Source organism: Chryseobacterium rhizosphaerae, assembly GCF_003385455.1.
GTDB lineage: Bacteria > Bacteroidota > Bacteroidia > Flavobacteriales > Weeksellaceae > Chryseobacterium > Chryseobacterium rhizosphaerae.
The window spans coordinates 142,150-167,499 of record NZ_QNUF01000004.1 but is presented as its reverse complement, the minus strand read 5'-3'; the positions used below and the strand labels follow the sequence as shown (position 1 = coordinate 167,499).

At 36.6% G+C, this 25,350-nt stretch carries 17 protein-coding genes; 12 read left to right on the top strand and 5 right to left on the bottom strand.

The annotated features are described in order from the left end of the window. Nucleotides 1-35: 35 nt before the first annotated feature. Entirely contained in the window at nucleotides 36-491 is a 456-nt protein-coding gene (locus tag DRF57_RS05055) for a cupin domain-containing protein (RefSeq protein WP_047485496.1), read from the bottom strand. Nucleotides 492-682: 191 nt separating this feature from the next. On the opposite strand from DRF57_RS05055, the gene DRF57_RS05050 reads away from it, so the two are divergent. The 6 genes from DRF57_RS05050 to DRF57_RS05025 all read left to right on the top strand — a co-directional run bounded on the left by DRF57_RS05050 (nucleotide 683) and on the right by DRF57_RS05025 (nucleotide 10,460). After that, a complete protein-coding gene (locus tag DRF57_RS05050; RefSeq protein WP_115917217.1) occupies nucleotides 683-901 on the top strand; it encodes a hypothetical protein in 219 nt (72 codons plus the stop codon). Next, nucleotides 901-1,275, top strand: coding sequence for a c-type cytochrome (locus tag DRF57_RS05045; RefSeq protein WP_047485492.1), 375 nt, complete (start codon nucleotides 901-903; stop codon nucleotides 1,273-1,275). Before DRF57_RS05050 ends, DRF57_RS05045 begins: the two co-directional genes overlap by 1 nt. A 3-nt stretch (nucleotides 1,276-1,278) precedes the next feature. Then, nucleotides 1,279-2,235: a 23S rRNA (adenine(1618)-N(6))-methyltransferase RlmF gene (gene rlmF / locus DRF57_RS05040; protein ID WP_115917215.1), complete on the top strand. Its 957-nt coding sequence runs from the start codon at nucleotides 1,279-1,281 to the stop codon at nucleotides 2,233-2,235. A 269-nt stretch (nucleotides 2,236-2,504) separates the two neighbouring features. Continuing rightward, complete coding sequence (gene lysS / locus DRF57_RS05035) at nucleotides 2,505-4,202, top strand: lysine--tRNA ligase (protein ID WP_047485488.1); 1,698 nt, start codon at nucleotides 2,505-2,507, stop codon at nucleotides 4,200-4,202. A 292-nt stretch (nucleotides 4,203-4,494) separates the two neighbouring features. Continuing rightward, a complete protein-coding gene (gltB, locus tag DRF57_RS05030) occupies nucleotides 4,495-9,024 on the top strand; it encodes a glutamate synthase large subunit (protein ID WP_047485486.1) in 4,530 nt (1,509 codons plus the stop codon). Continuing rightward, complete coding sequence (locus tag DRF57_RS05025; RefSeq protein ID WP_115917213.1) at nucleotides 9,024-10,460, top strand: glutamate synthase subunit beta; 1,437 nt, start codon at nucleotides 9,024-9,026, stop codon at nucleotides 10,458-10,460. The genes gltB and DRF57_RS05025 overlap by 1 nt, the downstream gene beginning before the upstream one ends. 181 nt (nucleotides 10,461-10,641) lie before the next feature. On the opposite strand, the gene DRF57_RS05020 is transcribed toward DRF57_RS05025, so the two are convergent. After that, nucleotides 10,642-11,646, bottom strand: coding sequence for a cytochrome d ubiquinol oxidase subunit II (locus tag DRF57_RS05020; RefSeq protein ID WP_047485481.1), 1,005 nt, complete (start codon nucleotides 11,644-11,646; stop codon nucleotides 10,642-10,644). Continuing rightward, on the bottom strand, nucleotides 11,643-12,986 hold the full coding sequence (locus DRF57_RS05015; protein ID WP_047485739.1) for a cytochrome ubiquinol oxidase subunit I: 1,344 nt from the start codon (nucleotides 12,984-12,986) through the stop codon (nucleotides 11,643-11,645). Before DRF57_RS05015 ends, DRF57_RS05020 begins: the two co-directional genes overlap by 4 nt. 233 nt (nucleotides 12,987-13,219) lie before the next feature. Between DRF57_RS05015 and gyrB the strand changes: the two genes are divergently transcribed. The 6 genes from gyrB to DRF57_RS04985 all read left to right on the top strand — a co-directional run bounded on the left by gyrB (nucleotide 13,220) and on the right by DRF57_RS04985 (nucleotide 21,650). Next, nucleotides 13,220-15,154, top strand: coding sequence for a DNA topoisomerase (ATP-hydrolyzing) subunit B (gene gyrB / locus DRF57_RS05010; protein WP_047485479.1), 1,935 nt, complete (start codon nucleotides 13,220-13,222; stop codon nucleotides 15,152-15,154). Between the two features lie 95 nt (nucleotides 15,155-15,249). After that, nucleotides 15,250-15,672 (top strand): DUF5684 domain-containing protein, encoded by a 423-nt coding sequence (locus DRF57_RS05005; protein WP_047485477.1) that lies wholly within the window; start codon nucleotides 15,250-15,252, stop codon nucleotides 15,670-15,672. 319 nt (nucleotides 15,673-15,991) lie between these two features. Continuing rightward, nucleotides 15,992-17,884 carry a DUF3857 domain-containing protein gene (locus DRF57_RS05000; RefSeq protein ID WP_115917211.1) on the top strand — a complete coding sequence of 631 codons (1,893 nt, stop codon included), beginning with the start codon at nucleotides 15,992-15,994 and terminating at the stop codon, nucleotides 17,882-17,884. Between the two features lie 2 nt (nucleotides 17,885-17,886). Next, nucleotides 17,887-19,830, top strand: a complete 1,944-nt coding sequence (locus tag DRF57_RS04995) for a transglutaminase-like domain-containing protein (protein ID WP_115917209.1) — start codon at nucleotides 17,887-17,889, stop codon at nucleotides 19,828-19,830. A gap of 97 nt (nucleotides 19,831-19,927) precedes the next feature. Continuing rightward, nucleotides 19,928-20,755 (top strand): RsiV family protein, encoded by an 828-nt coding sequence (locus DRF57_RS04990; RefSeq protein ID WP_115917207.1) that lies wholly within the window; start codon nucleotides 19,928-19,930, stop codon nucleotides 20,753-20,755. A 4-nt stretch (nucleotides 20,756-20,759) separates the two neighbouring features. Next, nucleotides 20,760-21,650 (top strand): diacylglycerol/lipid kinase family protein, encoded by an 891-nt coding sequence (locus DRF57_RS04985; RefSeq protein ID WP_373866349.1) that lies wholly within the window; start codon nucleotides 20,760-20,762, stop codon nucleotides 21,648-21,650. A gap of 8 nt (nucleotides 21,651-21,658) precedes the next feature. On the opposite strand, the gene DRF57_RS04980 is transcribed toward DRF57_RS04985, so the two are convergent. Both DRF57_RS04980 and ggt read right to left on the bottom strand, forming a co-directional pair. Next, nucleotides 21,659-22,939: a dicarboxylate/amino acid:cation symporter gene (locus DRF57_RS04980; RefSeq protein WP_084086302.1), complete on the bottom strand. Its 1,281-nt coding sequence runs from the start codon at nucleotides 22,937-22,939 to the stop codon at nucleotides 21,659-21,661. A 222-nt stretch (nucleotides 22,940-23,161) separates the two neighbouring features. After that, on the bottom strand, nucleotides 23,162-24,850 hold the full coding sequence (ggt, locus tag DRF57_RS04975) for a gamma-glutamyltransferase (protein WP_115917205.1): 1,689 nt from the start codon (nucleotides 24,848-24,850) through the stop codon (nucleotides 23,162-23,164). Between the last annotated feature and the right edge of the window lie 500 nt (nucleotides 24,851-25,350).

Below are 25,350 nucleotides of genomic sequence, written 5' to 3'. Positions count from 1 at the left end.
ATATTAAATTTCAAAAATTCTGTTCAAAAAATCATTTAATTCACCGGTTCTGATAAAGAAAGATCTGTGGTTCCACTATAGAAAACAATTAAGGTGGCCCCTTTTTCTCCGGTTTTACCTCTATGGGCGATATTGACCATTTCGGGAACAGCCTGTCCTTGTCTGATCCATTGGGTTTTGCCGTCTTCTTTTCTCTCAATCTGAATTTCTCCTTTTTCTATATACGCTGCATTGATAACAGGATGTTTATGCCAGTTCAAAGCTTTATGGGGAGGAACTGAAATTCTGAGAACGGATATTTCCGGCTGGCCATTCGGATAATTGGGATATGGTGTCCCATCCCATGATTTTGTGGTTTTTAAAAGAGATACAGATTCTATTTCATCGGAATATTCTGATTTCTGATCATCGTGTGATGAATTGTCACAAGATGAGGCGAGGGAAGTTAGCACTACAAATAAGGTTGTAATTAATACATTTTTTCTAATCATAATAATATTGTATTGGGTTTCAATGGTTGGTGTAACAAAAATACTAACGAAATTTAAATATCTCTGGAAAATGAATTATTTTCTAGCTGCTGATTTCAAATACTTGGTTTTTAAAAAATATGTTCAAAGAAAACATTTGTCATAAGTTTAAAACTTTATTTTTTATATTTTTGCTTCCAAATTAGAAAAAAATGAAAAAAGTATTAGCTATCGCATTTATCGGAGGGTTATTAGTAGTAAACTGTTCAAAAAAGACAGATCACTCATTACAGGACAGCAACACTATGCTTCCGGAACCTGAAGTAACAACTGTAGTAGATTCTACGGCTAAGACTGCTGCTCCGGCTGCTGCAACTCCTGCTACACCTGCTCCTGAAGCTGCTAAAACAGACTCTACAGCAAAGAAATAATGAAAAAAATATTTTTGGCAGGAGCCTTAGGTTTTTTAGCCTTTTCCTGTTCTAAAAAAGAAAATACAGCAGATGTGGCTGCATCTTCTGAGACCGCTGTTGTTTCAGAACCTGCAAAATCTAATCTTTCAGGTGATCAGATCATCGAAACATTGGACTGTTCAGGATGCCACTCTGTTAGCGAGAGAATGATAGGACCTTCATATCAGGAAATAGCGGGTAAATATTCTGAAAAGGATATGGAAATGCTTGCTTCTAAGATTATAGAAGGCGGAAGTGGTGTTTGGGGAGGTGTCCCTATGGCTGCCCATCCACAGGTATCTAAAGAAGATGCCAAAAAGATGGTGGAGTATATTTTAAGTCAGAAGAAATAAAATATGTCTACTGAAAAATCCAGTTTGCACACAAGAAATCTGCATCGTAATCCTTATGATTTTGATCAGCTCATTTCTTGTGTGCCGGAACTGAAGCAGTATGTTTTTGTTAATGCTTATCAGACGGTAACCATTAATTTTAGTATTCCTCAGGCAGTTAAGCTGCTCAATAAAGCATTACTGTTGCACTTTTATAAGGTTAAAAACTGGGATATTCCTGACACTAACCTATGTCCGCCTATTCCGGGACGAGCAGATTATGTACATTATATTGCAGATCTGTTGGCGGAACAACACCATGAAGTTCCTACCGGCGCTTCTGTAAAAGGTTTAGATATAGGAGTGGGAGCAAATCTTGTTTATCCTTTGATCAGCCATAGATCTTATGGATGGACCATGACAGGAACGGATATCAGTGAAGATTCCTTAGCTAGTGCTCAGCTTATTTTAGATCAAAACCCTGATCTTTCACCGGCTATTCAGTTAAAACATCAAAAAAACTCCGAACATATATTTAAAAATATCATTACTACCGGAGAACGTTTTGCATTTTCAATGTGTAATCCTCCCTTCCATGATTCTCAGGAATCTGCCATGAAGGGAAATATAAGAAAAACAAAAAACCTTAACCGTTCCAGGAACCAGAAGCCATTACTTAATTTTGGAGGCCAGCAGACAGAATTATGGTGTGAAGGGGGCGAACTTGCCTTTATTACAAAAATGATTAACGAGAGCTTGTTGTATTCCTCACAGGTTCTTTGGTTTACATGCCTTGTTTCTAAAAAAGATAATCTTTATAAACTTAGTTCGCTTTTAAAAAAGATAAAAGTGGTGGAGTTCAAGATCATTGATATGGCTCAGGGACAGAAAATAAGCAGAATACTGGCCTGGACATTTATTCCCAAACAGAATCGTAAAGACTGGTTGAAAATCTCAGAGGTCAATTTGCGGTGTAACTGATCCATTCACGACAAAGCAAATTTACTGAGAAGGAGCAATGTTCAGAATTGGATTTCTATACCATTGTAAAGAGATTGGTAATCCAGTTACCATCTCAAGTCTCAAAGTCTCATATCTCCAAGTCTCTTGTCTCCTGTCTTTACTCTTATGTCCTCGTATCTTAGTTGCAAAATTTACCATTCATCCTTACAATTTGAAAAATTTCTTAAAAAGCGATTGATGGTCACCTCAAAAATGACTAAATTTGTACGCTTTTAGAAAAATAAGAAATGCAATTATCAGAACAAGAAATCATTAGAAGAGAAAAGCTGAACAAGCTTACTGAAATGGGGATTAATGCGTTCCCAGCGGAGGAGTATACTATTACAGATACGACAGAATCTATAAAACAGGATTTTTCTGAGAATAAACAGGTGAAGATCGCTGGTAGATTAATGTCCCGCAGAATTCAGGGGAAGGCTTCTTTTGCTGAGTTGCAGGACTCTAAGGGTAAGATCCAGGTATATTTTAACAGAGATGAGATCTGTCCGGGAGAAGATAAAGAATTATATAACGAAGTTTACAAGCACCTTTTGGATATCGGTGATATTATCGGTATTGAGGGTACTTTGTTTACGACTCAGGTAGGAGAGATGACCGTTTTAGTGAAAAACTTTACCCTTCTTACTAAGGCTTTGCGTCCTCTTCCTCAGGCTAAAACTGATGATAACGGAGTGGTGCACGATGGATTTACAGATCCTGAATTAAGATACAGACAGCGTTATGTAGATTTAACAGTAAATCCACAGGTGAAAGAAATTTTCGTGAAGAGAACAAAATTGTTCAATGCGATGAGAACTTTCTTTAATGATGCCGGATACTTTGAAGTGGAAACTCCTATTTTACAGTCTATTCCTGGAGGAGCAGCAGCAAAACCGTTTATCACGCATCATAATGCTTTAGATATTCCATTATATTTAAGAATTGCCAATGAGTTGTATCTGAAAAGATTGATCGTAGGTGGTTTTGACGGAGTATATGAGTTCTCCAAAAACTTTAGAAATGAAGGGATGGACAGAACGCACAACCCGGAGTTTACCGCAATGGAGATCTATGTGGCCTATAAAGACTACAACTGGATGATGGATTTCACGGAGAAATTATTGGAATTCTGTGCTATCCAGGTAAACGGAACTACAACAGCTACTTTTGGAGAGCATAATGTAGATTTCAAAGCTCCTTATCCAAGAGTTTCAATGACAGAAGCTATTCTGAAATTTACAGGTTTTGATATCACCGGAAAAACTGAGCAGGAATTATATGATTTCGCAAAGTCTATCGGTATTGAGGTGAATGAAACAATGGGTAAAGGAAAATTAATCGACGAGATTTTTGGTGAAAAATGTGAAGGAAACTTCATTCAGCCAACATTCATTACAGATTATCCTATTGAAATGTCTCCATTGACTAAAAAACACAGAAGTAAAGAAGGTTTAACGGAGCGTTTTGAATTAATGGTATGTGGTAAAGAAATCGCAAACGCTTATTCAGAGCTTAATGATCCTATTGATCAGAGAGAGCGTTTTGAATCTCAAATGGCCTTGTCTGAAAGAGGTGATGATGAAGCGATGTTTATTGACCAGGATTTCTTAAGAGCTCTTGAATATGGTATGCCGCCAACTTCAGGATTAGGAATTGGGATGGACAGATTGATTATGTTCTTAACGAATAATGCTTCTATCCAGGAAGTTCTATTCTTCCCTCAGATGAGACCGGAGAAAACCGTTCCTCAAATTGAATTAGGAGAAGATGAAAAAGTAATTCTTGAAATTCTGAATTCTCAGGAAGATGCAATTGCTTTGGCAGAAGTAAAAGAAAGAAGCCAATTATCAGGGAAGAAGTGGGATAAAGCTTCTAAGACTTTGACCAAGAACAACCTTGTGAAAGTTGATAAGATTGATGAAGTTCTTTTGATGAAACTGGTATAGGTTTTATCGAAATAAATAATAAAAACCGGTGCAGAATAAGTCTGTACCGGTTTCTTTTTTTTACTAAAGATTACTTAGTTTTATTATTAATTGATTGGAATTTATAGATTAATATTTTGTATTTCTATTGTTTAATATCTATGTATTTGTTGTGTTTGTGATATTATGTTTATTTATTGTTTTATTTTATTATGTAAAATTATGCTTTGAATATATTTTATTGAAATAAATGTAATTTATATTCTTTAGAATTGTTCTTTTCATTACATTTGATATGAAAATGAATATGTAGATGAATACAACACGAAAAAAAAATCCAGATAATTTTACAAAAAACCAGGGTCTTTATGAGCCTGAATTTGAATTTGATTCCTGCGGAGTTGGTTTTGTAGCGAATATCAAAGGAGTAAAAAGTTATAAGATTGTAAGTGATGCCATTACCATGCTGGAGAACATGGAGCATCGCGGTGCTACCGGATATGAAAGTAATACCGGGGATGGTGCAGGGATACAAATCCAGATCCCTCATGAGCTTTTATATGATGAGGCATTAAACGTTGGGATAGATTTACCAGAATCTGGATATTATGGTGTTGGAATGTTATTTTTTTCTCAGAATAATTTTATTCGGGAAGAATGTAAAGAGGTCATCGCACAATCTGCAGAAAAGCTGCATCTTAAAATATTAGGATATCGCCCTGTTCCGGTGAGTAATATTGATCTTGGTGATTTGGCGAAAAGTGTAGAACCCGTGATGGAGATGCTTTTTATTGAGCGTCCTTTTGATCTGGATACTGAAAAAGATTTTGAGAGAAAGTTATTTATTTTTAAAAATTATATTTCTCATCAGATGATCAGTATTACCAATAATGATCCTATTGGATTTTATGTGGCTTCTTTCTCCTGTAAAAAACTTATTTATAAAGGCCAATTGAGAAGTATTCAGGTTCGGAATTATTTTAAAGACCTTACCAATCCCAAAATTCGTTCTGCATTTGGAATGGTACATTCCCGTTTTGCTACCAATACTTCTCCCACATGGAGCTTGGCACAGCCATTTAGATTTTTAGCGCATAATGGCGAAATAAATACTTTAGGCGGAAATCTTAATTGGTTGAGATCTTCTGAAAAAATGTTCCAAAGCCCTTTTTTTACCCCTCAGGAAATGGATATGCTTCTCCCTTTAACAAAACCGGGACAATCAGACTCTTCATATCTCGATAATATGGTGGAGCTGTTGTATCATTCGGGGCGGTCGCTTCCTCATACAATGATGATGCTGATTCCTGAAGCATGGGATGGACATGAGCAGATGGAGCACTACAAAAAAGATTTCTATGAGTTTCATGCCTGCTTGATGGAGCCCTGGGATGGACCCGCTTCCATTTCCTTTACAGATGGTGATATGATAGGAGCTACTTTGGATAGAAACGGACTTCGTCCTTCACGATATTGTATTACATCGGATGATTTGGTGATTATGGCATCCGAATCAGGAGCACTGTCTGTGGATCCTCAAAAGATAATTAAAAGAGGTCATCTTCAGCCGGGCAAAATGTTTCTTGTAGACATGAAAAAAGGAACAATCATCAGTGATGATGAATTGAAAAAAGAAATATGTACCTCAAAACCCTACCGGGAATGGTTGGATAGTATGAGGATTAATATCACCGAATTACCCAACCCTAAAATTCGGTTCAATAAACTTCAGACAGAAGATATTTTTAAGTATCAGAAGGCATTTGGATATTCCAGAGAAGATTTGGACGGAGTGATTAAAGAAATGGCTTCTCATGGTAAAGAACCGATTGGGTCAATGGGATTTGATGTTCCGTTAGCTGTGCTGAGTGAGAAACCACAGCATTTGAGTTCATATTTCAAACAGTTATTTGCCCAGGTAACCAATCCACCGATAGACCCGATAAGGGAAAAACTGGTCATGTCTTTGACTACCATTATCGGAGGAAATGGAAATCTTTTAGAAGAAGATAAAAACTTTGCACATTCTATCAAACTGGAAAATCCTGTTATTAACAATAATCAGCTTGAAAAATTAAGAAGTGTTGATACCGGCAGATTTCAAGCCAAAACTATTTATACTTATTTCAATGCGAGAGGAAAGGAAGGTGAATTGAAAAAAGCAATCGACAGGATTTGCAGGTATGCGGTAGATGCAGTAGATGATGGATTTGAAGTAATAATACTTTCAGATCGGTCACTGGATTCTCAGCATGCATCTATTCCTTCACTACTGGCATGCTCAGCAGTACACCATCATTTGATCAGAAAAGGAATCCGGAGGAAGATCGGTTTGGTAATGGAGGTTGGAGATGTTTGGGAGGTTCATCACTTTGCAACACTATTAGGGTTTGGAGCAACGGCAATTAACCCTTATCTGGCATTGGCAAGTATCAGACAAATGTTTGATGAAGGGGCATTTGAAGAGGAAGACTTAGTAAAGCTAAGAGATAATTATAAAAAAGCGGTAGGAGATGGACTTTTAAAGATATTTTCTAAAATGGGAGTTTCCACTTTACAATCCTACCATGGGGCACAAATTTTTGAAATTATAGGGTTGAATAAATTGGTGGTCAATACATGCTTTACAGGAGCTGTTTCCAGAATTGAAGGCATTGGATTTGATGAAATCGCGAAAGAAGCTTTGCTAAAACATCAGGACGCATTTAAGGAGGATATGGAAAGCTCTTTACTGGATACAGGAGGTATTTACCAGTGGAGAAGTAATAATGAGTATCATCAGTTTAATCCACAATCTATTCACTTACTTCAACAGTCTGCCTGGAACAATGACTATGATGTTTTTAAAAAATATTCAAGACTTGTCAATCAGCAAATGGGTAAAGCAACTCTACTGAGAGGTTTACTGGAATTTAAAAATGACAGAGAGTCCATCCCGCTGGAAGAAGTTGAACCCATAGAAAGCATAATGAAGCGTTTCGCAACAGGAGCGATGTCTTTTGGGTCTATTTCTTGGGAGGCACATACCACATTGGCAATTGCAATGAATAGGATAGGGGCAAAAAGTAATACGGGAGAAGGAGGAGAAGATGAGGCCAGATATGCACCTGAGAAGAATGGAGATAACTTGCGTTCTTCCATTAAACAGGTAGCTTCCGGAAGGTTTGGGGTTACTGCCAGATACCTTGCAGAAGCAGACGAAATTCAAATAAAGATGGCTCAGGGTGCTAAACCTGGAGAAGGCGGGCAATTGTCGGGTGATAAAGTGGATTCGTGGATTGGTAAAACGAGACACTCGACACCTGGTGTTGGGCTGATTTCTCCACCACCACATCATGATATTTATTCTATTGAAGATTTGGCCCAGCTTATTTTTGATTTAAAAAATGCCAATCGCCATGCCCGGTTATCGGTAAAGTTGGTTTCAAAAGCAGGAGTAGGAACTATAGCTTCGGGGGTTGCCAAGGCAAAAGCAGATCATATTCTGATTTCAGGATATGACGGAGGTACAGGAGCATCACCTTTAGGCTCAATCCGCCATACCGGGTTACCTTGGGAGCTTGGATTGGCCGAAACCCATCAGACTCTGATTAAAAATAAATTGAGACAGAGGGTTACTCTGCAGGTTGACGGACAGATGAAAACAGGACGTGATTTGGCTATAGCTACTTTGTTGGGGGCAGAAGAATGGGGAATTGCTACTTCTGCGCTCATTGTTGAAGGCTGTATACTGATGAGGAAATGTCATTTGAATACTTGCCCTGTTGGGATTGCCACTCAAAAAGAAGAATTAAGAAAAAAATTCAAGGGAAAAGCTGAACATCTGGTGAATTATTTTAGATTTCTTGCGATGGAAGTTCGTGAGATTATGGCTAATTTAGGTTTCAGGACCATTGATGAAATGGTAGGCCAGTCTCAATGTCTTGAAAGAAAAACAAATACTACCTTCTGGAAACATCAGGGGATAGACCTAAGCAGGGTTCTTTATAAAATAAAAACCGATTTGCCGGTAATTAAATCTGAAGACCAGGATGCGGGATTGGGGAATTCTATTTCCTGGAAAATGGTTGAAGCTGCTCAATACGCTCTTCAAAATAATACATCAATGGAGGCCGGATTTGATATAAAGAATACGGATCGTACTGTAGGGACTATTCTTTCCCATGAATTAACCAAAATTTATAAGTCTGAGGGAATGAATGAAAATTCATTATTATTTAATTTTAAAGGAACCGCAGGACAAAGTTTTGGAGCATTTTGTAATAAAGGAATTACCATGCGTTTAGAAGGAGATGCCAATGACTATTTAGGGAAAGGGCTTTCTGGTGCTCAGCTGATGATTTTCCCTCATAAAGAGGCTATTATTCATGCCAACGAAAATAGCATTGTTGGAAATGTTGCTTTATATGGAGCCACCTCAGGAAAGGTGTTTATCAGTGGCATGGCAGGAGAACGTTTTGCTGTTCGGAACTCCGGAGCTACTGCAGTTGTAGAAGGAATTGGTGATCATGGATGTGAGTATATGACCGGAGGAAAAGTTATTGTCCTGGGTGGGGTCGGAAGAAATTTTGGCGCAGGAATGAGCGGAGGTATTGCTTACGTCTGGGATGTAAATAAAACGCTGGAATATCATTTTAATCCTGATATGGCGGATCTGGAATCTATTACAGAGGAGGATAAAGGATTGATCTTTAATCTGATCAAAGAACATTCTGAAAATACAGGAAGTACATTAGCAGAATATATCATAAGCGATTGGGATAACAGCTGTAAGCATTTTACGAAAGTGTATCCGAGAGAATATAAGAAAGTGATTGAAAACCAGATAAATGATATTACGTAATGGGGAAGATAGATGGATTTTTATTATATGATAGGGAACTTCCCTCTAAACTGGATGTTGAAAAGAGACTTAAGGATTATAAAGAATTTATCCAGAAACCTTCTGATCAGCAGTTGAATTGTCAATCGGCAAGATGTATGGATTGCGGGGTTCCATTTTGCCAGAATGGTTGCCCTCTGGGAAATCTTATTCCTGAGTTTAATGAAGCTGTGTATAAAAAGCAATGGCAAAAAGCGTATCAGATTTTAATATCTACAAATAATTTTCCTGAGTTTACCGGAAGAATTTGTCCCGCTCCCTGCGAAAGTGCATGTGTGTTGGGAATTAATGACAAGGCCGTTACCATTGAAGAAATAGAAAAGAATATTGTAGAAATGGCTTTTGAGCAAGGTTTTGCCAAGCCAAGACTTCCCAAGCTGAAGACAGATAAAAAAGTTGCTGTCGTAGGTTCCGGACCTGCCGGATTGGCGGCAGCTTATCAATTGAACCAGATGGGATATATGACTACGGTTTTTGAAAGAGATCCTGAAATAGGAGGATTATTAAGATTTGGAATACCAGATTTTAAGTTGGATAAAAATATTGTAGAACGCAGAGTTCAATGGATGAAAGAAGAAGGGATTGAGTTTTGTACGGGAATTAATGTTGGTGTTAATTATGCTGTAGAAGAACTGAACCGTAATTTTGATGCAATTGTATTGGCAACGGGAAGTACTGTTCCCAAAGACCTGGTGATTCCCAACCGGGATGCAAAAGGTATTTATTTCGCTATGGATTTTCTTAAACAGAGTAATAAAAAAGTAAGCGGGATTCCTTTTGAGGAAGAAGAAATTAATACAAAAGGAAAAAAAGTAGTGGTCATAGGAGGTGGAGATACAGGGTCTGACTGTATAGGCACTTCTAACCGTCAGGGAGCAGAAGTGGTATATCAGATTTATTATAAACCTATGCAGCCAACAGAAAGGGATGAAACGATGCCGTGGCCCAGTTATCCGGCTCTACTACAGATTACTTCCTCCCATGAAGAAGGATGTGACCGTATGTGGTCTGTGAATTCAAAAGAATTTGTGAAAGATGAAAACGGAACCCTAAAGGGAATTCGCCTGGTGGAAGCAGAATGGACAAAAGATTCTGATGAAGGAAAATGGAACTTATATACAGAAAAACCAGCCTCTGAATTTGTACTCGAATGCGATATTATTTTTATTGCCTTAGGATATACCCATGTTGAGCATAAAGGACTGGTTGAAGCATTAGACATCCACCTGGATCCCAAAGGGAACTTAATCGGAAATAATAAAGAATACAAAACCAATCAAGATAAAATTTTTACCTGTGGTGATGCCAGAAAAGGACAAAGCCTTGTAGTATGGGCTATTGCGGAAGGCAGACAATGCGCAGAGAAAATTAATGAATTTTTTAAAAATAAATCCTGAATTAACCTGAATTCTGAGTAAGCCCTTTTCAGAGAAGATAGCTGAATAAGAGTGTTATCATGGGATGGAAACCTGAAGTTCAATTTTATTTATGTTTTATGATAAAAATACTTACAATATAAACTTCAGGCTTCGAATATCTTATTCTTATCCGGAACTCAGGTTGAATTATATCCGGAACTTATTTTCTTAAACGACTGAATGAAAACATCAGGTAAAATAAGAATGGCAGGATAAATAAGGAACCAAGCACCAGCGCCCATCCTAATGCCGCAATTGTTTTGGCTGGAGCTGCAGTGGCGAAAAGGGAAAGATGCTGTCCGTTTGCCAATAAAATAATATCAGGATTATGCTGATAGGTTGCTGCTACAAGGATCATTACCATTTGAAAGCCAGCTAAAGCACGTACAGGAAGTAATTTCTGACGGTTCATAGCGCGAAGGATAAGCAGGAGAGCAATAGTAGCAAAAGCTATAGACATGATCCCCAAAGGTTTTGAGAATACCCATATTACAAGCGGAATATTCGAAATATAAGCTGTGAAAAACACAAGAATTCCGGTAATAACTACAAAGATCATGGTTTGTTTGGATTTTCTGATCATCAGAAGCAGATCTGCTTTATCCCTAGTCTCCCTTAATGAAAAGATGGAAGCAAGGTAAGCACACAGCGCTACCGTAAATAATCCTACAGAAACCCCAAACCAGTTCAGCCAGCTGAAAATATAAAGATCCTGGAAAGTGGTAGCGTTAGGATCGATAGATTGCGAAACCGTAGCCGCAGCTATTAACCCCAGGAAAAAAGGTGTTAAAAGGCTGGCATAGTAAAATATCTGGGTGTACAAAACCTGCCAGTTATCTTTCACGGCATCATAATGCCTGAATGTAAAAGCTGTTCCCCTTGCAATAATTCCTAAAAGCATCAATACTAAAGGAATGTGTAGATACGTAGACATGGTCGTATAGATTTCAGGAAACCCTACAAAAAGAATCACAATGGCGATGATAAGCCACATATGATTTGCCTCCCAAACGGGAGCAATAGATTCATACATGATTTCGTGGGTTTTATGACGGGCTTTTTTATTGGTGAAAAGCTCTACAATACCCGCTCCGAAATCCGCGCCCCCCAGAATAATATAAAGACAGATGGAAAGCCATAGAAAGCCTATAACAATGTAAATCATGATTTTTTGTTTTTTTCGTTAAACTTTGGGTCCGTAGGGTCATAAATTTTAGGTACCATTTGTATCTGTCTTTTTAAAAGGAAAATAAGAATCAGTGATAATGATACGAAAATAGCAGTGAAAAAATAGAAAGAATATTGTATTCCGGGCATTGGTGTTACAGCATCTATGGTCCTCATGACTCCATAAATAATCCAGGGCTGACGACCTACTTCAGTGACTGTCCATCCTGCTTCCAGGGCAATATATCCGAAAGGGGTGGCAATTAAAAATGTTTTTAACAACCAGGTTTTTTTCAGCCATTCTTTTTTGAAGAATAAAGCATATAAGTAGATTACTCCAATACAGATCATAATCACTCCAAAGAAGATCATAATCTGAAATGCATAATGGGTAACAGCTATTGGTGGCCATTCATCTTTTGGAAAATCTTTAAGACCTTTTACTTCAGCATTGAAATCATTGCTCACCAGAAAGCTTAGCACTTTTGGAATTTTTACCGCATATTTTATTTCTTCCTTTTCTTCATCCGGAATTCCACCGATCACAAAGGCTGCTCCCTTTTCTGTTTCAAAATGAGCTTCCATAGCTGCCAATTTAATAGGCTGTCTTTCCGCTACAGATTTTGCAGCAATATCACCGCTTAAAGGGGCTCCAAAAGCACCTATAAGAGCAAATCCAACAGCGATTTTAAAAGCTTTGGTATGAAATTCCACATTCCTTTTCTTAATAATCAATAAAGCATGTACACCGGCTACAGCAAATCCTGTTGCACAAAAAGCAGCAACCGTCATATGGAGAGCCTGGGGAAACCAGGCATCGTTAAACATCGCTTTGATGGGATCAATATTCAGATACTGCCCGTTAATATAATCGAAGCCGGTAGGAGAGTTCATCCAGGCATTGGCTGCAACTACCAGAATTCCGGAAGCCAGCCCGCTTATTCCTACAAGGAAGCCACAAAACCAATGAAACCATTTATTAAATCTTTCCCATCCATATAAAAAGAAACCGATCGCAATAGCTTCAATAAAAAATGCGGTTCCCTCTAAGGAAAACGGCATTCCGAAAATAGGGCCTGCATGCTTCATGAATCCCGGCCACAGAAGTCCCAGTTCAAAGGAAAGCATGGTCCCGGAAACAGCACCTGTAGCAAATAATATGGCTACCCCTTTACTCCAGGCTTTGGTAAGACCTTTATATACTTCATTATTTGTTTTTAAATATTTCCAGTGGGCAAAGGCCATTAAAAAAGGCATTACCATACCCACACAGGAAAAAATGATATGGAAGCCCAGAGATAGAGCCATCTGGGCACGTGCAGCAATAAAATCATCCATAATATCAACTTTTGAATACATAAATTTACGTATAAATTATGGATGTTAAGTATGATTTAAAACAGCCAATAATTCAGGAATACCATGTAATTTTGAATCTTTTATAAATCCACTCTTATTTAAGTTTTCCCTAAGAAAAGTCTACATTTTTTGACACATTTTAACTTTCATAATTCGAAAAAAATCACGATATTTGTAAGTCTTTGCATATAGCAAGATTTTTAATATTTAATATGAGTCAGAAACAATATACAGCTAGTAGTATTCAGGCATTAGAAGGAATGGAGCACGTTCGTATGCGTCCTTCAATGTACATTGGTGATGTAGGGACAAGAGGTCTTCACCATTTGGTTTATGAAGTAGTAGATAACTCTATTGATGAAGCGTTGGCAGGATACTGCGATACGATCTTTGTGGCCATTAAAGAAGGAAACGGAATTGAAGTAAGTGATAATGGTAGAGGTATTCCGGTTGATTTTCACGAAAAAGAACAGAAATCCGCTCTTGAAGTTGTAATGACAAAAATCGGAGCCGGAGGTAAGTTTGATAAAGATTCTTATAAGGTTTCAGGAGGACTTCATGGAGTAGGGGTATCGTGTGTGAATGCACTTTCCAACGAAATGATAACTACCGTTTACAGAGACGGAAATGTTTATCAGCAAGTTTATTCCAAAGGAAAAGCTCAAACAGGAGTAGAAGAAATTGGTAACAGTGACAAAAGAGGAACAAAACAGTTTTTCCAGCCGGATGATACTATTTTCACGGAATTAGTTTATAACTACGATACGTTAGCAAGCCGTTTAAGAGAACTTTCTTACCTTAATAAAGGGATTACCATTACACTTACCGACGAAAGAGAGGTAATGGAAGATGGTTCTTTTAAAACTGAAATTTTTCATTCTGAAGGAGGTCTGAAGGAATTTGTTGCCTATATTGACGGAAGCCGTGAATCTATTATGGAGCACGTTATTTTCATGGAAGGTGAAAGAGATGATATTCCGGTTGAAGTAGCAATGCGTTACAATACATCTTTCAACGAAAACTTACACTCTTACGTTAATAATATTAATACTCATGAAGGAGGTACCCACCTTGCTGGTTTCAGAAGAGCTTTAACAAGAACTCTTAAGAAATATGCAGATGAATTGGGACTTCCGGCAAAGGAGAAAGTAGAAATTACTGGTGATGACTTCCGTGAAGGATTGACAGCTGTAATTTCTGTAAAAGTAATGGAACCTCAGTTTGAAGGACAGACCAAAACAAAATTAGGAAATTCTGAAGTTTCTGGAGCTGTTGATAAGATTGTAGGGGAGATGCTTACTAATTTCTTGGAAGAGAATCCTAATGAAGCGAAGATAATTGTTCAAAAAGTTGTTCTGGCTGCAAAAGCAAGACAGGCGGCTAAGAAAGCCCGTGAAATGGTTCAGAGAAAATCTCCTATGGGAGGTTCTGGTCTTCCGGGAAAACTATCTGACTGTTCATCAAAAGATCCGGCTGAATCTGAGATCTTCCTTGTAGAGGGAGATTCCGCAGGAGGTACAGCTAAACAAGGGCGAGACAGACACTTCCAGGCTATTCTTCCGTTAAGAGGTAAAATTCTGAACGTTGAGAAGTCTATGCTTCATAAAGTATATGATAATGAAGAAATCAGAAATATCTATACAGCTCTTGGAGTTTCTGTAGGAACAGAAGAAGACAGCAAGGCATTGAATATGGCTAAGCTAAGATACCATAAGGTCGTAATCATGACCGATGCTGATATTGATGGATCTCACATTTCTACCCTGATTCTTACGTTCTTCTTCAGATATATGAAAGAACTTATTGAAAACGGATATATTTATATTGCTCAGCCACCTTTATATCTATTAAAAAGAGGAAACAAAAAAATGTATGCTTATAACGAAAAAGAACGTGAAGAGTTTACATTGGAGATGTCTCCGGACGGAAAAGGAGTAGAAGTACAACGTTACAAAGGTCTTGGAGAGATGAATCCTGAACAGCTTTGGGAGACTACTCTGAACCCTGAGCACAGAATTCTGAAGCAGGTAACTATTGATAATGCTGTAGAAGCAGACAGTGTTTTCTCAATGTTGATGGGAGATGAAGTTCCACCAAGAAGAGAGTTTATTGAGAAAAATGCTAAGTATGCAAAAATTGATGCATAAGCGTATTTAAAGAATACATGTAAAATATACAAGAAAAGCTTCTAATTATTTAGAAGCTTTTTCTATATTTGAAGAAACCAATAAAAAATAATAATATGTTAACTCTTTTACAAACAGACCCTTATGAAGGGGTAGATGCGGTGTCCGGAGCAGCGGCAGCAGGATTAGGAATCGGAACATTGTTCATGAGCTTACTGGTCTATATATTCTATGGATACTGCATGTACAAAATCTTTCAGAAAGCAGGAAGAGAAGATGCATGGGCTGCATTTATTCCTATTTACAATATCATTGTTTTACTGGATATTGTAAAGAAACCTATTTGGTGGATCATTTTATTTTGTATTCCTTTTGTGAATCTTTTTGCAAGTTGGGTAGTCAACGAAAGATTAGCGAAGGGTTTTGCAAAAGAGACCCCTTTATACACCCTTTTGTTGTTTTTCTTGGGATTTATTTTTATCCCGGTGCTGGGTCTTGGAAGTGATTCTTATGATAGCAAAAGAATTCCTAACGACTAACGATAAAGAGAAAATAAAAATAGAGACTTCAGAAATGGAGTCTTTTTTTATGATTATATATTAGCTTCGCATTTTTTTGCAAAATAAAACATGAAAAGTATAATAAAAAGTTAAATTCGGTTGATACAAGTATATTCTTAGTGAGACAGCTGTAAAAATCAATAAATGTCTTTTGATTATTCACAAGTGTCTTATATATAGTGATATAAAGGTATTTTTTATTTGAAATAATTAAATACTTCACCGGATGGAGCAGTTTTTTTAAATAAAAATTTAACAGTTATTAAGATTTTCTTATGTTTGCATAATTTTAATAACCATGATGAAAATATTCTTGATTGGAGCATTATCTGCCGCTTCAATGTATTTTGCTCAGACATATCCTGTTTCTGCAATTCCCGAAACCTTAAAGAAAAATGCGAATATTGTTGTCCGAAAAGATTTTACAACGGTTCAGATTAATAAAATTGATGAGATAAAATATCAATATAATAAAGTAACAACTGTTTTAAATAAAGATGGAGATAATAAAGCTGTAGCCTATATTTCTTATGATAAAGGAAACAGTATTTCTGATGTAAAGGTGACCATCTATGATGATTCCGGAAAGAAAATAAAAAGTTATTCCAAATCTGATTTCGGTGATTTTGCCAATAACAATCAAGGTGTATTTTACTCTGATAATAGGGTTTTGGTTTTTAATTATACACCGATTCAATATCCATACACTATAGACTTCTCTTATCAGATTTCTGATAAGAATACCATTTTCATTCCTGATTTCGTTCCATTTTTCTCTACCAATACCTCACTGGAGGAAGGAGAACTTAAAATAATCAATACATCAGGAATTGAACTTCGAACTAAAATCTATCCTTCTATATATAACTATGCTTCTGTTGTAGAAAACGGAAGTGGTAATGAAAAGACCTATTCTTATAAGAATGTTTCGGCAATTGATGATGTTTCATTGATTCCGCAGCCTGTGAAGATTTTACCTAAGGTAAGTTTTGCGTTGGCAAAATTTAATCTGGCGGGTAAACAGGGGTCTTTAAATAATTGGACAGATTTCGGAACGTGGTATTACAATAATCTGGTAGAGCCTGTTGCCGTTTCTACCCCTGCGATCAAAGCAGAAATAGCAGCCCTGAAACTGGAAGGTTCGGTAGAAGATAAAGTAAAGAAAATTTATCAGTATATGCAGACCAAAACCCGATATATCTTTGTGGGATTAGGAATTGGAGGATGGCTTCCTATGCTGCCTGAAGAAGTAGATAAGAAAGGATACGGAGATTGTAAAGGTCTTACCAACTATATGAAGATTTTATTGGATGAAGCAGGAATTCCTTCACATTATTGTGTGATCAATTCCAGTCCTTCCCAAGTGTCTTTTGATCCTGAATTTCCAAAAATGGGAGGGAATCATGCTATTTTAATGGTTCCTACCGAAAAGGGAAATATATGGCTTGAAAATACATCACAGCAAATTGCATTTAATCATTTAGGGTATAGTACAACAGACAGAAATGTGCTTTCTGTGAAGAAAAACGGGATAGAACTGATTAATACACCCGTATACACTGCTGATCAAAATAAAGAAAAACAAGTCCTGAAGGTAAAAGTAGGAGAGGATAACAGCATTTCAGGAGAGGGTAACTTCTATTATACAGGAAGTCAGTATGATTATACTTTAGGCTTTACCGGACTTAATCCCAAAGAAAAAAATGATGCGCTGAGAAATTCGTTAGATGTTTTAAACTTTGAGAAAGTTGAAATGAAAAACTTTGTCAACGATAAGGATAAAGCTTTTATAACCTATGATATAGATTTCAAGGCCAATAATTTTGCAAAAAAAGCAGGAAACAGTCTTATATTCAGAGCTGTTCCTATTTATAATAATACTATTTACAAAACTGAAGAAAGCCGTGAGCTTCCTTTTGAAATCAGACAAGCTTTTGAAGACGAGTATGAAATTAATTTTACCATTCCTAAGGGGTATAAAATTGATGAGGCTCCGGAAGACATCAATTTAAAATCTGAATTTGGGTATTATAATTTAAGCTTTGTTAAAAATGGAGAAGAAATTAAAGTAAAAAGAAAAGTACAGGTTAATAAAGGAATGTACACAAAAGAAAAATACAATGAATATGTAGGCTTCAGAAAAAAAATACTAAACATGGATAATTCAAAAATTTTAATTACAAAAATATAAAGATGAAGAAAATCATACTGCTGATTGTTTGTTCAGCTAATATTGTGGTTTTAGCTCAAAAACATGAGTTTTTAAACGCTCCGAAATTTAATGATGCAGATTTATCAAAGACAAAATCTTTATTAGACGAAAATGCACCTGCTGAAATTTTATACAGATCTGTTCACTTCATGATTGATACAAGCACAGGTCTGCTACACAAGAAATTTTTTTATAGGGTAAAAATTTATAACAAAGACAAAGCTGAGGAATGGTTAAATCTTGAGGTTCCTATTTATAGCTATGGCGGTGGTAAAGACCAGGAAGAGTCCTTGTATAAAATGAAGGCATTAACCTATAATCTGGAGAATGGAAAGGTGGTTCCTGTAAAAGTGGAGAATAGCTCTAAATATAAAAGTAAAGAAAGCAAATCTGTGACAGTAAACAAATTTGCCTTTCCAAATGTCAAAGATGGATCAATCTTAGAGTATCAATATGAAATACTATCTCCGGGTTTGTTTGCTATTCCTGAAATACTAATTGAATCTGATACTCCTTCACTGTATACAGAATACGTTTTGGATACACCTTATACTATAGACTATAATATCAACTATACGGGTGATCTAGCGCCAAAATACAGAGAAGTAGAGCCCCGAACATTGTACGGAGCTCAATATAAAACCTATAGATTTGGTTTTGAAAATGTAAAAGGCTTTAAAAATGAAAAATTTGTAAGAAACAGCAGGAATTTCCGTACAAAAGTGAGTACTGAACTTAACTCTACGAATTTCCGTGAGCTTAAACTCTACTCTTCTTCATGGGAGCAAATCAGAAAAAGACTTTATGAAAATAGTTATTTTGGAAGCGAGCTGAAAAAATCAAAGCTTGCCAAAGATAATATGCCGGCTGGGATTTCAGAAATGAAGAGCAGTGATCTTGATAAAGCGAATGCAATATTTAAACATGTTCAAAAAAACTTTACCTGGAATAAAGAGAAAGGAGTTTATACTGAAGATGGAATTAAAAAACTTTTAGATACTAAAACCGGGAATGCTGCAGAAATTAATCTTTATCTGGTAATGCTTCTTCGTGAAGCTGGAATTAAAGCGGATCCACTTGTAATTTCTACTGTTGATAACGGATGGGTAAATTTAATATCACCCAATATATCAAATATGAACTTTGTATTGGCTGCTATTGAAACAGCAGGAGGGCTTCATATTTATGATGCAACTTCAAAACAGTCTTCTGTGGATCAGCTTCCTTTAAGAGATTGGAATCAGTATGGTATTCTGATGACGAATGATAAAATTGTACAGATTCAGATGGTCAACAATAAATTAAGTAATACCTATCTTACTGTGGATGCTAAAATTAACGAGGATGGAAGTGTTTCCGGGACGTATTCTGATAAAGATACCGGGACTTTTGCTATGTATGTTAAGGATGCTTATGATGAGAATCCCGATAAATATAAAAAACAGTATAAAGAAAATTTTTCTGTAGATTTTACTGGAATTGATTCAAAAGTATTAGAGAACGGGGAATTTGAGAGTACCATGAAATTCGAATCTACAGATATGGTAGACCGGGTAGGTAAAAAAATAATTATCAACCCCATGCTGTTTTTGAATAGGAATTCTAACGATTTTGATCAGACGGAAGCTCGGAAACATCCTATAGATTTTGGATCGGGTTCTACAAAAGTGAAAAAAGTTATCCTGGAAATCCCTCAAGGATATACTATTGAAGAGATTCCTCAAACTAAGAAAATTGTTACAGAGGATAAAGAAATAGAATACAGCTATGTAGTGGAACAAAAAGGGAATAAGCTGGAGGTAACAGCTACCACTAAAGTAGCCAGTCCGGATTATCCAAAAGAATATTACCCGGCTTTCAAGCAAATTTGGGGAGTTGCCTCAAAACATGAAAATCAGGTGATTAGTTTAGTGAAGAAATCATAAGTATTTGATTTTTAATGTGTATCAACACTATCGATAATATTTTTTTAAAACCATTCAGCTTTTGAATGGTTTTTGTATTAGTATCAAAAAATTAATTATGAAAAATACGATTACTGTTTTGGCACTATCTTCATTCTTTGTTTTTACGGCCTGTAAGAAAAATGAATCAACAGGACCGGCTGCCGAAAAGTCAGACTACAAAGAATCCGGAAAACTGATAGTAGATTCTGTTAAAGTGAGTGATTCTACAAAAATCACAGACTCTTTAAAGGTAAAATATACTTCAAAATTGCTGGTCTTCCCGGAATTGAAAGATAAAACCTTATTAGACAGTATTTATTTCCAGAATAAAGATATTAAAGATTTTTCCAAAACCGGGCTTCAGACTTATTTGGAAAATGAGAAAATAGGATATTTCTCTTCTGTAAAAAATGACAATAAAGACTGGCTTTCAGATATCACCTATGCTCAGGATTGGTATACCAGCTCTTACATGAATCTCATATCCAATACCAATGGATATATGCATATTCAGTATGTAGGAAGCGGTTATGAGGGCGGGGCTCATGATAATTACGGATTTGCTGAAAGGGTTTTTGATCTTAAGAAGAATAAAAAACTTGAGCTAAAGGACATCACCTCAATGCCAAAGGCTAAAATTGAAGCTATTCTGATGAAGAATATCAATAATATTAATAGTGGAACATCAGATGCTGAAGGAGAAGTTAAAAATTCCGAAATGCTGCTGGTGGAAAAAATTCCGGCGAACAATAATTTCTATTTTGATCAGAAAAACCTTTATTTTCATTACAGCCCGTACGAAATTGCCGCTTTTGCAGCAGGAGATATCACCATTCCTATCTCTTGGGAAGAATTAGGCGTGACATTGAATGCAGAATTTAAAGAAAGAATGAAAATTAAATAAATAAATGCTTCCGGTTCAGGAAGCATTGTTTATTTTTGCGGTAATGGAAAAAGTAGCTTTTATCATCAACCCTTTTTCGGCCAAAAAAAATTATCAGCCGTTTCTGAATGAACTTAAAGCAAAGGTTGGAAATCCTTTGTATTACGTCTCTGAATCTATTCCGGGAACAGATGAGTTTATTAAAACTCATTTTGATCATATCGATATTTTTGTGGCAATTGGGGGGGATGGAACTATTTCTACCGTAGCTAAAAATCTTATTTCTACAGATAAGATCCTGGCTATTTTTCCGGCAGGCTCCGGAAATGGATTCTCCAATGAAACGCGCTTCAGTAAAAATCTGGATGGACTTTTAGAGAAAATAAAAGCAAAGCAATCCAGAAAAATCGATACATTTACGGTTAATGACAGGCTTTCTATCAATGTTTCAGGAACAGGTTTTGATGGAAAAGTGGTTAAAGAGTTTGAGAAAACAAGCCGTGGATTCAAAAATTATATTAAAGTTTCCCTGAAAACATTCTTCAATTATAAACCAATCAAAGTGAAATTTTTTGGCGAAGAGTATCAGCAGTACAATGGCAGATATCTTATGCTGAATATTGCCAATACCCGTCAGTTTGGTAATAATGCCTATATTGCTCCAAAAGCAAGTAAAAGCGACGGTTTGGTTGATATGGTTTTGGTGAAGAAATTTCCTCTGACCTATTCTGCATTGTTTGCTTTCAGAATGTTTACCAAAAGACTAAAGGACGATGAATATGTTACCTATCTTCCGGTTTCTGAAATTTCATTCGAGGTGAATACCAAAAACTGGCATCTTGATGGTGAGTTTAATAAAATAGAATCACCCATCCATGTTAAAGTACAGCCTGCAAGCCTTAATATCCTGGTGTAAAGACCTGTTCAGACTTCAAGTTTTTTCTCAATTTCCTGTGGATGATCGAGGCAGTATTGTAGCTGTTTTTTATCAAGCTGCTTTTCCCAGTTAGCAACAACTACTGTAGCCACAGAGTTTCCTATAACATTGGTTAATGCTCTGCATTCACTCATGAATTTGTCTATTCCCAAAATTAATGTCATTCCGGCTAAAGGAACTTCAGGAACTACGGCCAATGTAGCAGCCAGTGTAACAAATCCGGCACCTGTAACTCCGGCAGCACCTTTAGAACTCAACATGGCGATCAGCAGAAGCATGAGCTGTTTTTCAAGAGGAAGATGGATGTTCAATGCCTGAGCTATAAAAAGTGAAGCCAATGTCATATAAATATTGGTTCCGTCCAGGTTAAAAGAATAACCGGTGGGAACTACTAAACCTACAATAGCTTTTGAACAGCCTGCTTTTTCAAGTTTTTCCATAAGACCCGGAAGAGCCGATTCGGAAGAGCTTGTACCTAATACAAGAAGAAGCTCTTCTTTAAGATAATACAAGAGTTTGAAAATGCTAAACCCATTGTACCATGCAACAGCGCCCAAAACAATGACCACAAAAAGAATAGATGTGATATAGAATGTGGCTACCAGGAAAATAAGGTTCAACACAGAATGAAGTCCATATTTTCCAATCGTAAAAGCCATAGCACCAAAGGCTCCGATAGGGGCAAGCTTCATAAGCATATGGACAATCTTAAAAACAGGAGTAGACAAATCCTGAAGAAAATCAGTTACTTTCTTACTTTTTTCTTTAGTCAGTACCAAAGCAACACCCATTAAAATTGCCACAAGGAGAACCTGAAGTATATTATCACCCACTAAAGGACTGAAAAGAGTATCCGGAATGATATTCATGATGAAACTGGTAAGTGTAGAATCATGAGCTCTTTCTTTATATTGTGAAATATCTCCTGAAAGGGTAGCCGGATCAATGTTTAAACCATGACCGGGCTGTAAAAGGTTACCCACTATTAGCCCAATGATGAGTGCTAAAGTTGAGAACGTAAAAAAATAGATCATTGCCTTTATTGCAATTCTCCCTACTTTTTTAAGATCGGTCATATGCGCAATTCCCAGGGTCAGGGTAATGAAAATAACCGGAGCAATAATCATTTTTACCAGCTTAATAAAACCATCGCCTAATGGTTTCATTTTTTCTCCCAGCTCAGGATAATATCTTCCGAGAAGAATACCTGCAATAATGGCTATAATAACCTGAAAATAAAGCTGCTGATAAAATTGTTTTGCTTTCAATAGAAGTGGTTTTAGAAGGGCGAAATTATGAATTTTTTCCAAAAACATGATGAATATCATTAAAGTTTTAAAAAAAATACAGGATATCACGTAGTGAGGGGAGTATTTGTCTTTATGTGCCGACCTCTGGTAAATAAAGGATTGTATTGTAAAGTTTCAATAAAAAATCCTGCTTTAAAATAATTAAAACAGGATTTTTTATGTGAGTAAAGTTATTTTTAATTATTCAGTAGCAACAGAGTCGTCGCCACGGCCATCTGCTACAGCGTGAATACTACCATTGTCATCAAGAACAATCATTTCTGTTTTTCCGATTTGTTTTATTTTTTCAATAACATAATTCTTGCTTTTCAGCTCGGAAATAGTGCTTTCAGGAAAGTTATTTTCCACTGTTATAACTTCCGGAAGCCACTGGTGATGAAACTTGGGTGAATTCACGGACATATTGGCGTTTAATTTAAAATCAACAACGTTGACAATAGATTGATATACGGAAGTAGGAATGGTTGTTCCTCCAGGCGTTCCCACCACCATATAAGGTTTTCCGTTCTTCAGCAAAATAGTAGGTGTCATAGAAGAAAGCATTCTTTTATTAGACTGGATGGCATTGGCTTCTCCGCCTACAGCTCCAAACATATTGGGTACACCTGGCTTGATGGAGAAATCGTCCATTTCATTATTGAGGAAGAATCCTGCCCCTGAAACCAGTACTTTGCTTCCGTAATATCCGTTAAGGGTAGTGGTTACAGAAGCTGCATTTCCGTCTTTGTCCAGTACAGAAATATGGGTAGTCTGGGTAGACTCTTTCGGTTGTTCTATAATTTTACCCACTTCAGCACTAGGTGTGGCTTTATCAAAACTGAAACTTTTCCATCTTTCTTTTAAATAGGCATCAGAGATCAGATAAGCCGTTTTATCCTGGATGAAATCAGGATCACCCATATACTCAGCCCTATCTGCAAAAGCCCTTCTTTCAGCCTCAGTCATAATCTGAACAGCTTTTGTAGAATTCTGCTGGTATTTTTCAAGATTTTCAAAACTCGCCATTCTCAACATCTGAGCCAGCAGTAAACCTCCACTTGAGGGTAAAGGCATGGATACTACATTATTTCCCTTATATTCAAATTCTAAAGCTTTTCTTTCTGCAACTTTATAACTTCTAAGATCTTCCAGAGTAATGATTCCATTACCTCTTTTCATTTCAGCCACCAAAAGATCCGCTGTTTTTCCTTCATAAAAACCTTTTGCCCCTAATTTTTGGATAAGCTTTAAAGTCTCTGCCAATTCTTTCTGCACTAAAATATCACCGGCTTTCCAGGGAGTGTCTTTTACAAAAATAATAGAGGACTTGTTATGCTTTTGAAATTTCTCTTTATTGTTATTCAGCATATCGGCTTCCTTTTCTGTAATGGTAAAACCTTGTTCTGCCAGATCAATGGCAGGTTGTATGATTTTTTCCATAGGAAGTTTACAATACTTTAAGGTAGCGAAAAAACCAGCTACACTCCCCGGAATACCCACTGCAAGTCTTCCGTTTTGAGACAGATCAGTATCTGCTTTACCTTTTTTATCGAGATACATATCCCGGGAAGCTTTTTTGGGAGCCGTTTCCCTATAATCTAATGTGAATTTTTCACCATTATTTTTTACGCCCACCAAAAATCCACCACCACCGATATTTCCTGCCTGAGGGTATACAACTGCCAATGCATACTGTGTCGCCGTAATAGCATCATAGGCGTTTCCTCCCATTTTTAGAATTTTTGCCCCTGCTTCACTGGCTAAAGGATGAGCAGAGACTACTACACCCTTCTTTTTTACCTGTACTTCTTTTACGATACTGATATCTGTAAACTGGGCCCAGCTTAATGGACTTGCTAACAGGACCGAAACAATTAAAAACTTCTTCATATGATTTTCTTTATAACAAAAATATAGTTTTTTTGTAAATCATTGCCGATGCTGGTCTCATGAAATGTATTTTTAATTTTTTCACCTGACCTGGCATTTGGTTTAGCTTATTTGGTATCTATTCTTAAAAATCCATAACTGATGGTTTTGTCCCTGCTGTTGATACCCAGGTCAAAGGTATAGAAGGTGTAATTTCTCACAGGTTGGAAATCTCCGAAAAGGTTACTTTGAATTCTGAATTAGCCGCAACGGTATCCAAAACCAATAGAGTGGGAGATATTCATGGTTCGGATATTCTGGATTCAAGTTGGTCGGGTGAACCGCTATATTCTAAAACCAGTTGCGTCTATTTAGAAGAGGCAGAGGGAAAAGGGCTAGAAGTTACTGGTTGATGCTGCTGATCTGTAAATGTTTAAAAGCTAATGAAATAAGTTTCAGTCATTTTTTTTATATTCTTAATAACCGCTTCCTTTCTTAATTATAATATAGAAATGCCTTAT